Consider the following 15,679-nt stretch of genomic DNA (forward strand, 5'->3'; position numbering starts at 1 on the left):
CCGCCCAAAACCACGGTGTATGGGCGCTTTGGTGACTCGGTTAGCTGCTTTAGCACTTCTAGTTCGGTAGCAATTAGATCGCCTGCATAGCTTGGCAAAAGCTCAGCTAGTTCGTAAACGCTGGCCTGCTTGCGGTGCACAACTCCGAAACCATCGGAAACCAAAAGGTCTCCCAGTTCGGCAAGCTCCTGAGCGAAAGCACTGCGCTCTGCTGCGTCCTTTGAGGCTTCGCCTGGGTTGAACCTGAGGTTCTCCAAGAGGCAAACGCCGCCGTCTTCCAAAACTTGCATAGCGGCAACAGCTTGCGCTCCGACGGTGTCCTCAGCGAATACCACCGGCTGTCCGAGTAGCTCTTCTAACCGAGCGGCCACCGGAGCTAAGGAGTACTTTGAATCCGGTGCGCCTTCTGGGCGTCCAAGGTGGGAGCAGATGGCAATTCGAGCTCCGGCCGCAATCAATCGCTTGATGGTTGGCACGGATGCACGAATACGGCCATCGTCAGTAATAACGCCGTCCTTCAGTGGGACGTTTAGATCACAGCGAAGAATTACACGCTTACCGGCAAGATTTCCGGCGTTATCCAGACTGCGCAGCATTAGAGCTTTGAGGCAACAAGCTCAGTTAGCTCAACTAGGCGGTTGGAGTAACCCCACTCGTTGTCATACCAGCTTGAAAGCTTCACGGTGTTGTCGATAACGCGAACCAGGCCTGCATCGAAGATCGAAGAGTGTGGGTCGGTCACGATGTCAGAGGAAACGATTGGGTCCTCGGTGTAAAGCAAGATGCCCTTCATTGGACCTTCGGCAGCAGCCTTGTAGGCAGCCTTGATCTCGTCGATGGTAACCGGCTTCTCAGAAACGATGGTTAGGTCGGTGATCGAACCGGTAGGAACTGGAACGCGAAGTGCAAAGCCATCTAGCTTGCCCTTTAGCTCTGGTAGAACTAGTCCGATTGCCTTTGCGGCGCCGGTTGTGGAAGGCACGATGTTGATTGCAGCAGCTCGAGCACGACGAAGGTCCTCGTGAGGACCGTCCTGTAGGTTCTGGTCTGCGGTGTAGGCGTGGATTGTGGTCATCAGACCGTTCTTGATGCCCCACTTGTCATTGAACACCTTTGCCAGCGGAGCTAGACAGTTAGTGGTGCAAGACGCGTTCGAAATGATGTGGTGGTTGGCTGGGTCATAAAGGTGCTCGTTTACACCGATAACGAAAGTAGCGTCCTCGCCGGTGGCGGGAGCTGAAATGATTACCTTCTTCGCGCCGGCATCTAGGTGCTTGCGTGCATCGGTTGCGTTGGTGAAACGACCGGTTGACTCGATAACGATATCCACTCCGAGGTTGCCCCAACCCAAGTTTGCAGGGTCGCGCTCAGCCAAGACCTTGATCGACTTGCCATTGACGACAATCGAGTCACCGTCAACCGAAACAGCGGCGTCTAGCCGACCGGTAACCGAGTCGTACTTTAGAAGGTGAGCCAAGCTCTTAGGGTCGGATAGATCGTTTACAGCAACGATCTCGAGGTTTGAGTTCTGAGCCAGGGCGGCACGGAGGTAGTTACGTCCAATGCGTCCAAAACCGTTAATACCAATGCGAGTCAAGGGAATACTCCAGTCTAAAAAAATGATGTTTTTGCGCCCTACGCTTCATTGAGCGGACTAGGTCAGCCTAGCAGCAGAGAACGGCTGTTGACCTTAACCGAAGCAAACCTTGCAGCAACATCCTGCCAGTTAATGATGTTCCAGAAGGCCTTTACGTAGTCGGCTTTAACGTTCTGGTAGTCCAGGTAGAAAGCGTGCTCCCACATATCCAGCATCAAAAGTGGCATGGTTCCAATAGCTAGGTTTCCCTGCTGGTCGTATAGCTGGCCAATGATCATTCGGTTGCCAATTGAGTCCCAAGCTAGGTATGCCCAGCCCGAACCCTGAATGGTCATTGCAGCTGCGGTGAAGTGAGCCTTGAAAGCGTCGTAAGACCCGAAGCACTCGCTAATTGCAGCAAGTAGTTCACCCTGAGCATCGCCTCCGTTTGGGGTTAGGTTCTTCCAGAACACGCTGTGGTTGATGTGACCACCTAGGTTGAAGGCCAGGTCCTTCTCGAGCTTCGGAAGGTTTGCAAAGTTGTTGGATGAACGAGCCTCAGCCATTGCATCTAGCGCGGCATTTGCGCCCGCTACGTATGCGGCATGGTGCTTGGAGTGGTGCAGCTCCATGATGCGAGCTGAGATGTGTGGCTCGAGGCTCGCGTAGTCGTAGCTAAGTTCTGGAAGGGTGTAGGTCATTTCATGCTCCTTAGTTTTCATCCAATAAATCTGTAATCGCACTCTCGGTATCTGGAATTCCCAAATCCTGAGCTTTTCGATCGGCGGTGGCCAATAGGCGGCGAATTCTGCCGGCGATGGCGTCTTTAGTCATCGGTGGATCTGCCAAACGACCCAGTTCATCAAGCGATGCATCGCGATGCTGAAGGCGAAGTTCACCCGCGTATTTCAGGTGTTGCGGTGCATCTGGGCCCAAAATCTCAAGCGCACGCTGGACGCGAGCTCCAGCAGCAACGGCGGCCTGCGCGCTCCTTCGTAGGTTTGCATCATCAAAGTTGGCTAGACGATTCGCAGCTCCCCTAACCTCGCGACGGTTGCGCAGTTCTTCCCACTTCACAACCTGGTCTGTGCAGCCCATTTGCTTAAGAACTTCGGTAATACCTTCGCCATCGCGAATAACCACGCGGTAGACGTTTCTAACCTCCCGCGCCTTTGCACTTACTCCAAGACGTCTTGCAACTCCGACCAACGCCATTGCGGATTCATTTCCAGGGGCGGTGATCTCAAGCGATGTGCTTCTACCAGGATCGGTAAGTGTGCCGTGAGCCAAGAAGGCCCCGCGCATAATTGCGCGAGCTTCGTCCATAGTTGAGCTCACCAGAGTTGCTGGTAGTCCGCGGACCGGTCGGCCTCGGTTATCAATAAGGCCGGTTTGGCGAGCCAGTAGCTCTCCATCTTTCAGGACGCGAATCTGGTAACCGCTGTGCTTTCGCAATCCTCCAGCGGAAACCACCGATAGCTCAGAATGGATGCCATAGAGCTCAAGGATTGCTCTAGACATACGTCGAGCAAGGGCCGCACTGTCGAGCTCTACTTCTATTGCTATGCGCCCAGAAATCAGGTGTAGTCCGCCACAGAATCGCAAAATGGTAGCTAGTTCAGCCGCTCGCTCCAGGCCCTTACCAAGTGGAGTGCGGGCAAGCTCTTCTTTGATTTCTTGAGTTAGTGCCATCTTTTACTCTCTACCCAAATCTCGGTGCTTGACCGAGATTCTTACGTCGGCTTCATCCGAAAGGATTTCGGCAATTCGGTTAGCAATTGCAACTGAGCGGTGCTTTCCGCCGGTGCAGCCAATTGCGATGGTCGCAAAACGCTTGTTCTCGGTTCTGTAGCCGGCCAAGGTGGTTCTTAGAACGGCCACGTAGTTGGTTATGAAATCCTGGACACCTGGCTGTGCCAAAACGTAATCGGCAACAGGGGCATCGTTCCCGGTCATGGCACGCAGCTCGTCTTGCCAGTGCGGGTTAGGAATGAATCTGGCATCGGCCACCAAATCGGCATCGGTTGGAATGCCGTATTTGAATCCAAAGCTCATCACGTTGACCTTTAGGCCCTTCGCGTTGGTAGCAAAAGCTTCGGCAACACGATTTGTAAGTTGGTGAACATTCAATTCAGTAGTGTCAAAAACAATGTCAGCCATTTCACGAAGCGCTAGCAGCTCTAGGCGCTCGGCAGCAATGCCGTCAATGATGGTGCCCTCGCCCTGAAGTGGGTGTGGTCTGCGGACAGCTTCAAAGCGCTTGACCAGAGCACCATCGTTCGCCTCAAGGAAAAGCAACTGAACGTTGACCTCTCTGGTCCGCAGCTGTTCGATGTTGCCGATTAGCTCGTTGAAGAACTCACCGCCGCGAACATCGATGATGACCGCAATGCGCGGAAGATTGGCTTTGCTCAGTGCGAAGAGGTCGGAAATTGGACCGAGTAACTGCGGTGGAAGGTTGTCGATGACATACCATCCCTGATCCTCTAAAGCGTTACCAACGGTGGATCGACCTGCGCCCGACATGCCGGTTACGATCAGCAGCTCCGGCTTGCGTGTCGTCTCCATGTCACCCCTTGATTTATGCGCTACCCAAGGTTAGTGCTTCGGCGTGTCGCGTGGGATAACAATTCAAGAATCGCCGAGGGCTTTTAAGACAATTTCAGCAATCTTTGGACCAAATCCTGGAAGCAAGGAGATCTCCTCAACGCTTGCCAATTTGATTCGCTTCAAGGACCCAAATTTGCGAAGCAGCAATCTTGCTCTGCGCTCACCTAGGCCATCGATTTCAAGTAGTTGACTTGATATGGATTTTGACCTGGATGCTCGCTGCGCTGTAATCGCAAAGCGGTGAGCCTCATCACGGATCCGCTGCAGCAAGAACAGTTCCTCGCTGGTTCTAGGAAGGATCAGCGGGAAATCATCACCGTCTATGTAGATCTCCTCTAGACGCTTTGCCAAAGTTGCGATTGTGATGCCCTCGACACCTGAGTCCTGAACCGCTCGAATGGCTGCGTTACGCTGCGGAAGACCGCCGTCGATGAGCATCAAGGATGGTCGATAGCTGAACTTCTCTCCCTGATCATCTTGGGCAAGATACTTCAATCTGCGCATTAGTACCTGGTAGATAGATTCGGTATCGTCCGCGGTTTCTAGGTTGAAGCGGCGGTACTGATCTTTCTTTGGAAGGCCATCCTCGAACACCACCATCGAGCCAACGGTGCCTGTGCCTCCAAGGTGCGAGATGTCATAGCACTCGATTCGAAGCGGAGCATTTTTCATCCTTAGGCTGCGCTGGATCCCCGAGAGTGCATCTGCCCTGGCTGTGAAATCGGCTGATCGCTTGAGCTTGTAGCTACTTAGGGCGTGATTGGCATTGGTGCCAGCAGTCTCAAGGAGCTTCGCCTTATCTCCCCTGGTCGGGTTTAGCACCTCGACCTTTGAGCCGCGCAGCTCGCCCAGCCAACGCTCGAGCTCTTTTGCGTCATTCGGCTTTGTGCTAACCAAAAGCTGCCTTGGCACCTCGAGATGCTGGCTGGATTTTGATGGTGTGTAGAGCTCTTGAATCACGTACTCCATTAGCTCGGAGTTACTGCGGTCAAGCTCAAGGTCGACCACCATTGAGCGATTACCTCGGATGCGACCACCACGAATGAAGAAGACCGAAACCGCAGCGCTGAGCTCGTCCCTGGCAATACTGATTAGGTCGGCGTCGGTTTTGTCATCGAAGACTAAAGTGCTTTTCTCTAGAACCTTTTCCAGTGCAAAGACGTCATCTCTCAGCTGTGCGGCGAGCTCGTAGTTTTGATCTTCAGAAGCCTTTTTCATGCGCGTGCTGAGCTCTTTGATATAGCTCTCGTCGCCACTTGCCAAAAAGTCTCCGAGTCTTTTCGCCAGCGCTTTGTGATCTGGTTGACTTATGCGATCAACACAAGGTGCCGAGCACTTACCGATGTCAGCTAGCAGGCACGGACGGCTTTGTCGCTTGGCTGCCTGGAAGATACCAGCGGTGCAGCTGCGAACCGGATAAACCTTGAGCAAGGTATCCAACGTCTCTCGTATCGCCCAGGCCTGCGTGTAGGGCCCTAAGACACGAGCGCCTTTGATCTCTCTATTCCGGGTAATGAATGCCCTTGGAACCGCATCGCTAACCGTGATGGCTAGGTAGGGATAGCTCTTATCGTCTTTGAAACGAACGTTGAACGGTGGATCGAATTCTTTTATCCACATAAATTCCAGCTGCAGCGCTTCGTACTCGCTTGGAACAATTGTCCACTTCACGTCTCTGGCGGCTAACAGCATTCGCTGGGTGCGTTCGTGAAGCGATGAGAGTGGGCCGAAGTAGTTACTTAGTCTTGCCCGAAGATTCTTGGCTTTTCCGACATAGAGAACTCGACCTGACTCATCAACAAAGCGATAGACACCTGGTTCAGTAGGTATCTCGCCGGTTGAGGGCCGAAAGGCTAGGTCGTTGGCCATTATTAGCCCAGGATCTCCGCCAGGAACTTTCCGGTGTGACTCTTTTTGACCTTCGCTACAGCCTCTGGAGTTCCCTCAGCAATAACCAAACCGCCGCCAGAGCCACCCTCGGGACCTAGGTCAATTACCCAGTCCGAGCACCTTATGACATCAAGGTTGTGCTCAATGACAATAACGGTGTTGCCCTTTTCAACCAGGCCGGAAAGCACAATCAAAAGCTTGCGAACGTCTTCAAAGTGCAAACCGGTGGTTGGTTCATCCAGCACGTAAATGGTCTTACCCGTTGACCTACGCTGCAACTCTGTTGCCAACTTCACTCGCTGAGCTTCGCCACCGGAAAGTGTGGTTGCGCTCTGACCTAGAGTCACATAACCCAAACCGACATCGACCAAAGTGTTTAGATACCTTGCGATGGAATTGATTGGTGCGAAGAACTCAGCGGCCTCGCTGATAGGCATATTGAGCACGTCACCGATCGATTTGCCTTTGTACTTAACCTGCAGTGTCTCGCGGTTATACCGCGCTCCCTTGCAGTCCTCACACATCACATAAACATCCGGTAGGAAGTTCATCTCAATGCGAATAGTTCCATCACCAGCACAGTTCTCACATCTACCGCCCTTGACGTTGAATGAGAAGCGACCCTGCAGATATCCGCGAACTTTTGACTCCTGAGTGTCTGCAAACAGCTTGCGAACGTGGTCGAAAACTCCGGTGTAGGTGGCTGGGTTAGATCTAGGGGTGCGACCAATCGGTGCCTGGTCAACGTGGACAACCTTGTCGAGTTGCTCGAGACCTTCAATCCGGGTGTGCTTTCCAGCAACCCCTTTGGCACCGTTGAGCTTGTTAGCAAGCACTTCGTAGAGCACGTCATTCACCAGCGATGATTTGCCAGAACCGGATACTCCGGTAATGGCGGTCATTACTCCCAGCGGGAACTCAACGTCAACATTTTGGAGGTTGTTCTCTCGAGCTCCAACCACCTTGATCTTGCGCTCTGGGTCAATAGCCCTGCGCTTTTTTGGAGTCTCGATCTTGAGACGTCCGGCTAGGTAGTCACCGGTAATCGACTTCTTATTTTCTAGTAGCGATTTATAGCTGCCAGAGTGAACAACTTCGCCACCGTGTAGACCCGCACCCGGTCCGATATCCACTAACCAATCTGCAGTGCGGATGGTGTCTTCATCGTGTTCCACAACAATCAAGGTGTTGCCGAGGTTCTTGAGCTTCACCAAGGTTTCGATTAGGCGCAGGTTATCTCTTTGGTGCAGGCCAATAGAAGGTTCATCCAACACGTAGAGAACGCCGGTTAGACCAGCACCAATTTGCGTGGCAAGGCGAATTCGCTGGGCCTCGCCACCGGAGAGTGAGCCGGCTGCTCTTTCAAGTGATAGGTAGTCAAGGCCAACTGCTAGCAGAAAGTCGAGTCTCGCTCTAATCTCACGCAGAACCTGAGCTGCAATTGTGGCCTCACGGTCAGTTAGCTCAATGGTCTCAAAGAACCCGTGAGCATTCATCAGGCTCATGGCGGCAACATCGTGAATCGATTTTTCGTGGACCTTCACTGCCAACACCTCAGGGCGAAGTCTGGAACCGTCACACTCCGGACACGGAATCTCCCTTAGAAATTCGGACCATTTTCCGCGCGCCCAATCCGAGTCGGCTTCAAGATAGCGTCTTTCGACATATGGCAGCACTCCCTCAAAACCAGACGTGTAGCGCATTTCACGACCGTACTTTGACCGCCACTTAACTTGAACTTCAAAGTCGTTGCCGTTCAAGATCGCCTCTTGGACCTCTTCAGCAAGGTCCTGCCAAGGAGTATCAAGGGAGAAATCAAGGTCTTGAGTCAATCCATCCAAAAGCCTTGTGAAGTAGCTGTAAAGACCCTTACCCTGGGTCGACCAAGGAAGCAATACACCCTCGTTGATGCTGACACCCTCATCGCCAATCACAAGCTGTGAGTCAACCGCCATCTTCACGCCAAGACCCGAACAAGCTGGGCAGGATCCAAATGGGGCGTTGAAGCTAAAGGTTCGAGGCTCAATCTCCGAAAGCGCAATGGCATGCTCATTTGGGCATGACAGACGCTCTGAGAAAGTGCGCTGCTTACCGTCGTCGACAAAGTCAACAATCACCCGACCGTCGGCCAGTTTCAGCGCAGTCTCTACCGAGTCCGTAAGTCGCGAAATCACATCAGACTTGATCGCCAGTCGGTCAACCACGACTGCAATGTCGTGCTTGAAGCTCTTCTTCAGCGGCTTTGCCTCTGATAGCACGACGGTCTCGCCATCCACAACGGCTCTGGCGTAACCCTGGGACTGCAATGATGCAAAGAGGTCCTGGAATTCGCCTTTTTTCTGCTGCACAATCGGTGCTAGCAGCTGGAACCTGGTGCCCTCGTCAAGGGTTAGTAGCTGATCGACTATGGCCTGCGGGGTCTGCTTTGAAATCACCTCGCCACAAACGTGGCAGTGTGGGACTCCAATTCGAGCCCAGAGCAATCTGAGGTAGTCGTGAATCTCTGTGATGGTTCCAACTGTTGAGCGCGGGTTGCGATTGGTTGACTTTTGGTCGATGGAAACCGCAGGACTGAGCCCCTCGATGAAGTCGACGTCAGGTCTATCAACCTGCCCTAGAAACTGCCTGGCGTATGCGCTGAGTGACTCAACATAACGTCTTTGACCCTCGGCGAAGATTGTGTCGAAGGCCAGAGAGGACTTACCCGAACCAGAAAGGCCGGTAAAAACAATGAGAGCATCCCTTGGAATCTCAAGGTTTAGATTCTTCAGATTATGGACGCGTGCGCCTTTGATGGATAGCTTGGCACCGGTTGGGGTTTGAATACTCACCCTAGAAGTTTAGGCGTGTCCAGCGGACTCAATTTGCCTAAGCTCGCGCTTCAGCTCGGAAATTTCATCGCGAATTCTGGCAGCGAGTTCGAACTGCAGTTCCGAAGCTGCACCCTTCATCTGAGCGTCGAGATCCAAAATGGTTGAAAGCAGCGCATCCTTGCCGGCAGCTCCAATGTTCGGGCGTCCTCGCATCGGAACGCTGGATTTGCGCTTTGGTTCTCGTTTGAGTTCCTCAATCAGCTGGGCGGTGTCGACTTCTTCGCGCATCAGCTGATCGGTGATATCCGCAATCTTCTTGCGAAGTGGGGTCGGGTCAATGCCGTTTGCGAGGTTGTAGGCAACCTGCTTCTCACGCCTACGGTTGGTCTCATCGATTGCCTTTGCCATCGAATCTGTAACTCGATCGGCATACATGTGCACTTCACCGTTGATGTTACGTGCTGCTCTACCAATGGTCTGAATCAGCGAGGTGGCTGAGCGAAGGAATCCTTCTTTGTCGGCATCCAAGATTGCAACTAGTGACACCTCTGGGAGGTCTAGACCCTCTCGCAAAAGGTTGATACCTACCAATACATCGAAGATGCCCTGTCTGAGTTCTCGAAGTAGCTCAACTCGTCGCAGGGTGTCAACGTCGGAGTGTAGATATCGGACCTTGATGCCCATCTCGGTGAAGTAGTCAGTCACCTCTTCTGCCAGACGCTTGGTAAGGGTGGTCACCAGGACGCGCTCATTGCGTTCGCTACGAAGCTTGATCTCCTCAAGCAAGTCATCGATTTGACCTTTAGATGGCTTTACGACTATCTGTGGATCTACAAGACCGGTTGGGCGGATTATTTGCTCCACTACCCCGTCGACCTTAGCAAGTTCATACTTTCCAGGAGTAGCGGATAGGTAAAGAGTTTGTCCGGTTCGCTCCAGGAATTCCTCGAACCTCAGGGGCCTGTTGTCTAGGGCCGACGGGAGACGGAAACCGTGCTCAACCAGTGTGCGCTTTCTGGAAGCATCTCCGGCAGACATGGCTCCAATCTGAGGAACCGTGACATGTGACTCGTCAATAACGGTTAAAAAGTCCTCAGGGAAGTAATCCAACAGACAAGCCGGCGGTTCTCCGGGTTCGCGCTGGTCAATCTGTCTCGAGTAGTTCTCAATACCCGAGCAGAAGCCAAGTTCGCGGATCATCTCTAAGTCAAAGGTGGTGCGCATCTTGATGCGCTGGGCCTCCAAGAGCTTGCCCTGCTGCTCGAATTCGCGGTAGCGACCTTCCAGCTCCTCTTCGATAGCCTCCATGGCCTGGGCCATACGCTCCACAGGTGCCACGTAGTAGGAAGCTGGGTAGATTGCCACTGACTGGCGCTCCATCAAGACCTCACCGGTCAAAGGGTGGATCCGATAGATCTTCTCAATCTCGTCGCCAAAGAACTCAATGCGAGTGGCTTCCTCATCGTAGACAGCGATGATTTCTACGGTGTCGCCTTTGACTCTGAAGTTTCCGCGCACAAACTCAATGTCATTTCTCTGGTACTGAATTTGTACTAGGCCACGAATAAGTTCATCGCGATCGATGCGTTGCCCAACCTGAAGCGGAAGCGACTGCGCCAAATACTCTTTCGGAGCACCGAGGCCGTAGATGCAAGAGACGGTTGATACCACAATCACATCGCGTCTGGATAGCAAAGACATAGTGGCTGAGTAGCGAAGACGCTCAACCTCTTCATTGATGGTCGAGTCCTTCTCAATGAAGGTGTCAGTCTGCGGAACGTATGCCTCTGGCTGGTAGTAGTCGTAGTAGCTAACAAAGTACTCAACGGCGTTATCGGGGAACATCATGCGCAATTCGCTGGCAAGCTGTGCAGCAAGAGTTTTATTGTGGGCGATAACCAGAGTTGGACGCTGTAGCTTCTCGATCACCCACGCAGTGGTGGCAGATTTTCCAGTACCGGTTGCACCCAAAAGAACAACGTCGCGCTCCCCCGCAGTGATTCGTTCGGTGATCTCCTTGATTGCCTGAGGCTGGTCTCCGGAGGGCTCATACGGTGTTTCTGCGCGGAATGGTCTGGCATCTTCTGGTGTCACAACTTCTCCTTGAGGCCAAGGTAGACCGCGTCTGCTTTTTGGATAAGTTCTTCCAATGAGCAATTCGAATCGATAACTATGTCAGCCACGGCTTCCCTCTGAGTGTCGTTTGCCTGAGCAGCGATGCGGCTTCTAGCCTCGGCTTCAGTCATCCCGCGAGAATCGACGAGTCTTCTAACGCGAACATCCTCATCGCAACTGATAGCTACTACCTTGTCGAATTGGAGCTTGGACTTACTCTCAACAAACAAAGGGATTGTGTAGACGACCACGCCTTCAAGATTGGTGACCTTTTGTAGAGCAAGTTCTTGAATCAGCGGGTGAAGAATGCCCTCAAGCTTGATTCGGTTGGCGTCGCTTGCAAATGCAATCTTCGCTAGCGCAGCTCGGTCTAACGTGCCTGACTCGGTCAAGACCGAAGGGCCAAATTCCTGGACGACTTGCTCTAAACCAATGCTTCCAGGCTCAACGACTTCTCTTGCAAGCAAGTCTGCATCGACCTCGGTTGCGCCAAGTTCAACCCAGCGTCGAGCCACGGTCGACTTACCGGATCCAATACCACCTGTTAGCGCAATCAGCACTGGCTAAGGATAAACGAAAGCGGGGGTGCTTTCGCACCCCCGCTTCGCTTTAGCTAATTTACTTGTCGCCAGATAGCTTGTCGCGCAATGCTGCTAGCGACTCGTCGTCTGCCAAGGTTCCCTCGGAAGCTGCGGATCCTGTAGAAGCGGTTGGCTCCTGTGCTGGGGTTGCTGGTGCCTCTGGAAGAGCAGCAAGCTGCGCGCGAGTGGCCTTGACCTGAGACTTGTGTGTGCCCCAACGAGTGTGTGCCTCGGCGTACTCTGCCTCCCACTTGGTGCGAGCCTCCTCGAAACCGGCCTTCCATTCACTGGTGGCTGGGTCGAAGCCGTCTGGGTAACGGTAGTTGCCGTTCTCGTCGTAGTCTGCGCTCATGCCGTAAAGCACTGGGTTGAAGTCGGTGCCATCTGGGTCAACCTCGTCCAAAGCCTGCTTTAGAGATAGCGAGATGCGGCGACGCTCTAGGTCGATGTCGATCAGCTTGACGAACACGTCTTCGTTGACAGAAACAACCTGGTCTGCGTGCTCAACGTGCTTGGAGGATAGCTCTGAGATGTGAACTAGACCCTCGATGCCATCTGCAACGCGAACGAACGCACCGAATGGAACAATCTTGGTGACCTTGCCCGGGATGTACTGGCCAATGGCGTGAGTACGAGCAAATAGCTGCCATGGGTCTTCCTGAGTTGCCTTGAGCGAAAGCGATACACGCTCACGGTCGTTGTCAACCTCGAGAACCTCAACGGTAACCTCTTGGCCAACCTCAACTACCTCGCTGGCGTGCTCGATGTGCTTCCAGCTCAACTCGGAAACGTGGACTAGACCGTCTACGCCACCTAGGTCGATGAATGCACCGAAGTTTACGATCGAGGAAACCACACCGGTACGAACCTGGCCCTTGGCTAGGTCGTTTAGGAAGGTGCTGCGGTTAGCGCTCTGGCTCTCCTCCAACAGTGCGCGACGAGAAAGCACAACGTTGTTGCGGTTCTTGTCTAGCTCAAGGATCTTGGCCTCAACCTCGGTACCAAGGTATGGCCCTAGGTCGCGAACGCGGCGAAGCTCGATTAGAGATGCAGGTAGGAAACCTCGTAGACCAATGTCAACGATTACACCACCCTTAACAACCTCGATAACGATGCCCTTGACCACGCCATCGGCTTCCTTGATCTTCTCAACGTCGCCCCAGGCACGCTCGTACTGAGCACGCTTCTTGGAAAGAATTAGTCGGCCTTCTTTGTCTTCCTTCTGAAGAACAAGTGCCTCGATTGCATCGCCAACCTTGACGATGTCATTTGGATCTGCATCCTGACGGATGGAAAGCTCGCGAATTGGGATTACACCCTCGGTCTTGTAACCGACGTCTACTAGGACTTCGTCCCGATCGATTTTTACGATGGTTCCAGAGATTAGGTCACCATCGTTGAAGAACTTTAGAGTTGCTTCTACTGCAGCTAAGAAGTCCTCTGCTGAGCCAATGTCGTTTACTGCTACCTGCTTTTTAGCGGTTTGTTTGGTTGCCATATGTGGTGTTATTCACTTTGTTTTACTCGGGCCGTGCAAGGGAAAACCTTAGAAAAGCTTTCCTATTTGTCCGGCGATTGGACAGGGATTTGTGCCAATTAGCACTCGCGCAAGCTTACAGGTATATCTAGTGCCCTGCTAGTTCCCAATTAGCGCCAATGCCGATGTGCACCTCAAGTGGAACGGAGAGTTTTGCCACATCGCTCATGGCCTTGGTGGTGAGCGCCTTGAGTTGCTCTAACTCCCCCGGCGCGACAGCCAACACCAACTCATCGTGAACCTGGAGCAATAGCTGGGATTTCAGCCCCTCAGCCAACATCGAATTGTGCACTTTGATCATCGCAAGCTTCATGATGTCAGCGGCAGTGCCCTGAATTGGGGCGTTTAGCGCTGCTCGTCTGGCAATTTCGCGAAGCTGGAAAATCTTCGAGTTCAAATCTGGGAACGGCCTTCTGCGACCATAAACGGTGGTGGTGTAACCAAGTGTTTTAGCCTTCTGAACCACCTGGTCTAGGTATGTCTTCACGCCACCAAAGCGGTCGAAGTAATCAGACATGAGCTGCTTGGCCTCTTTGCTCTCAATGCGCAGCTGCCTGGCCAGACCGTATTCGCTAAGACCGTAAACCAAGCCGTAGCTCATTGCCTTGACTTTGGAGCGCATTTGAGAGGTGACCTCACTTGGTTCCACGCCATAGATTCGAGCCCCAACAAAGCTGTGCAGGTCCTCACCCTGGTTGAATGCCTCGATTAGGCCGGCATCCTGGGATAGATGCGCCATGATGCGCATCTCGATTTGCGAGTAGTCGGCTGTAAGCAGGGTTTCGAAGCCCGCCCCAGCAACGAAGGCGCTTCGAAGCTTCTGACCCTTAGCGGTCTTGATCGGAATGTTCTGCAGGTTTGGGTTCTCGCTACTCAGGCGACCGGTAGCAGTTCCAACCTGAGAGTAGGTCGTGTGGATGCGGCCGTCTGGCTCAATTGCCTTGATGAGGGTCTCTGCCATCTGACGAAGCTTTGTGGCATCGCGGTGCGCAAGCAAACGCTCTAAAAATGGGTGCTCGGTTTGCTCATAAAGTGTCGCGAGAGCTTCCGCGTTTGTTGAGTATCCGGTCTTTACGCTTCTAGTGCCCTGCATTCCAAGTTCTTCAAACAATACGGTTTGAAGCTGCTTGGGACTTGCGAGATTTACTTCGTGACCAATGATGGCGTAAGCCTCTTTGGCCACAGATTCAACTTCGGTGCTGAGCTCGTCGAACTGCTGCTCAAGACTCGCTTTATCGATCGCGATTCCCTGCTGCTCCATCTGCGCAAGCGTCACGCTGGCTGGAAGTTCGATGTCTCGATACACACCGAGAGAACCTTCAGCTTCCAATTGGGCGATGGCGATTTTTGAGAGCACGGCGAATACCCAGGCATCAAGCGAAGGATCGCTCTGGGCAAGTAGCTCATTTGGATCCTGTCGAACTATGTCGATACCGGCGTAGGTGCGGATCAACGCATCTGGGTTTAGGTCTTTTGTAAGAGGGTCGATTATGTAGCTTGCCAAAAGCGGATCGTTTGTAATTGGACCAAGTGTCAAGCCCATAGCTTTTAGCTGCTTGGAAACTTCTTTGAAGTTCCAAGTCCCAAACCCACCCTTGGTTATCAGGTCCTTTGGATCTAATTGCCCATCCCAGTTCAATCTCACCGCCAAGGTGGCAGCGCCGATGCCGACAATTCGTTCGTTAGCAATCTCGATCTTCAGGTGAGCCTCATGATCGGCAACTAGTGCAGCAATCTCACCCAGTGTCGCGGACTTTGCGTCAACCGGCTGGGATGGCAGCTCTGCTATCAACTCGCTAGCCGCTGATGAAATGGGGTCAGCCGAAAGTGATTCTTGAACCTTTTCAGGTTCAATTTTTGCGCTAATCACTTTGTGCTGAGATCCATCGGTGCCGCGAAGCTTGAGCACTCTGGTCAATAGGGTTCGGAACGAGAGCTTGGCAAAGACTTCCTTCACCTGGTCCTCATTTACAGCGCCGAGCTCCAACTGGTCCAAGGTGAATTCGAACTCAAGGTCGCGCATTAGGTGATTGAGTCTGCGGTTTCTAACGGCTAGCTCTTTATGCTCCCTAAGGCTTTCGCCGACCTTGCCAGGGATCTGTTCCGCGCCATCCAAGATGGCCTGCAGTGAACCAAACTCTTGAATCCACTTTGCCGCGGTCTTGGGACCAACCCCGGGGATGCCCTTTAGGTTGTCCGAGGTTTCCCCGACTAGCGCTGCAAGCTCTGGGTACTGCTTGGCATGCACCCCGTACTTCTCGAGGACAGCGGCATCGTCCATCCGGGCCAGATTCATAACACCCTTGATCGGGTAGAGAATCGTCACTTCTTCAGTGATGAGCTGGAAAGTATCTCTGTCTCCAGAGACGACCAGAACCTTGTAGCCGGCCTGCTCCCCCTGGACGCTGAGAGAAGCAAGTAGGTCATCGGCTTCAAACATTTCCCTAGAGACGCTGGTTATGTTCATCGCGGTAAGTGCCTCAACCAGTAGTTCGGTTTGACCCATGAACTCTGGTGGGGTCTCCCCTCGGGTTCCCTTGTACTCGGGCAGCTCGAT

At 53.0% G+C, this 15,679-nt stretch carries 11 protein-coding genes; all 11 read right to left on the reverse strand.

All coding sequences use genetic code 11. From position 1 onward, the window contains the following. On the reverse strand, window positions 1-596 hold a 596-nt coding region (locus AC128V_RS03790; protein WP_482763351.1), incomplete at its 3' end, for a phosphoglycerate kinase. Further along, window positions 596-1,597 (reverse strand): type I glyceraldehyde-3-phosphate dehydrogenase, encoded by a 1,002-nt coding sequence (gene gap / locus AC128V_RS03795; RefSeq protein WP_482763352.1) that lies wholly within the window; start codon window positions 1,595-1,597, stop codon window positions 596-598. The genes AC128V_RS03790 and gap, both read right to left, overlap by 1 nt. 62 nt (window positions 1,598-1,659) lie before the next feature. Further along, the gene (locus tag AC128V_RS03800; RefSeq protein ID WP_482763353.1) at window positions 1,660-2,298 is read right to left on the reverse strand and encodes a superoxide dismutase; all 639 of its coding nucleotides are present in this window, start codon (window positions 2,296-2,298) and stop codon (window positions 1,660-1,662) included. Further along, a complete protein-coding gene (gene whiA / locus AC128V_RS03805) occupies window positions 2,288-3,268 on the reverse strand; it encodes a DNA-binding protein WhiA (RefSeq protein WP_482763354.1) in 981 nt (326 codons plus the stop codon). The genes AC128V_RS03800 and whiA overlap by 11 nt, the downstream gene beginning before the upstream one ends. A gap of 3 nt (window positions 3,269-3,271) precedes the next feature. After that, window positions 3,272-4,144 carry an RNase adapter RapZ gene (rapZ, locus tag AC128V_RS03810; protein WP_482763355.1) on the reverse strand — a complete coding sequence of 291 codons (873 nt, stop codon included), beginning with the start codon at window positions 4,142-4,144 and terminating at the stop codon, window positions 3,272-3,274. Window positions 4,145-4,207: 63 nt separating this feature from the next. Next, window positions 4,208-6,055 (reverse strand): excinuclease ABC subunit UvrC, encoded by a 1,848-nt coding sequence (uvrC, locus tag AC128V_RS03815; RefSeq protein ID WP_482763356.1) that lies wholly within the window; start codon window positions 6,053-6,055, stop codon window positions 4,208-4,210. A 2-nt stretch (window positions 6,056-6,057) separates the two neighbouring features. Beyond that, window positions 6,058-8,907: an excinuclease ABC subunit UvrA gene (gene uvrA / locus AC128V_RS03820; RefSeq protein ID WP_482763357.1), complete on the reverse strand. Its 2,850-nt coding sequence runs from the start codon at window positions 8,905-8,907 to the stop codon at window positions 6,058-6,060. Between the two features lie 9 nt (window positions 8,908-8,916). Further along, window positions 8,917-10,983 carry an excinuclease ABC subunit UvrB gene (gene uvrB, locus AC128V_RS03825; protein ID WP_482763358.1) on the reverse strand — a complete coding sequence of 689 codons (2,067 nt, stop codon included), beginning with the start codon at window positions 10,981-10,983 and terminating at the stop codon, window positions 8,917-8,919. After that, on the reverse strand, window positions 10,980-11,564 hold the full coding sequence (gene coaE, locus AC128V_RS03830; protein WP_482763359.1) for a dephospho-CoA kinase: 585 nt from the start codon (window positions 11,562-11,564) through the stop codon (window positions 10,980-10,982). The genes uvrB and coaE overlap by 4 nt, the downstream gene beginning before the upstream one ends. 58 nt (window positions 11,565-11,622) lie before the next feature. Next, a complete protein-coding gene (gene rpsA / locus AC128V_RS03835) occupies window positions 11,623-13,083 on the reverse strand; it encodes a 30S ribosomal protein S1 (RefSeq protein WP_482763360.1) in 1,461 nt (486 codons plus the stop codon). A 127-nt stretch (window positions 13,084-13,210) separates the two neighbouring features. Next, window positions 13,211-15,679 (reverse strand): DNA polymerase I (gene polA, locus AC128V_RS03840; RefSeq protein ID WP_482763361.1); only part of this gene is annotated, 2,469 nt, incomplete at its 5' end.

Source organism: Aquiluna sp. (assembly GCF_965064355.1).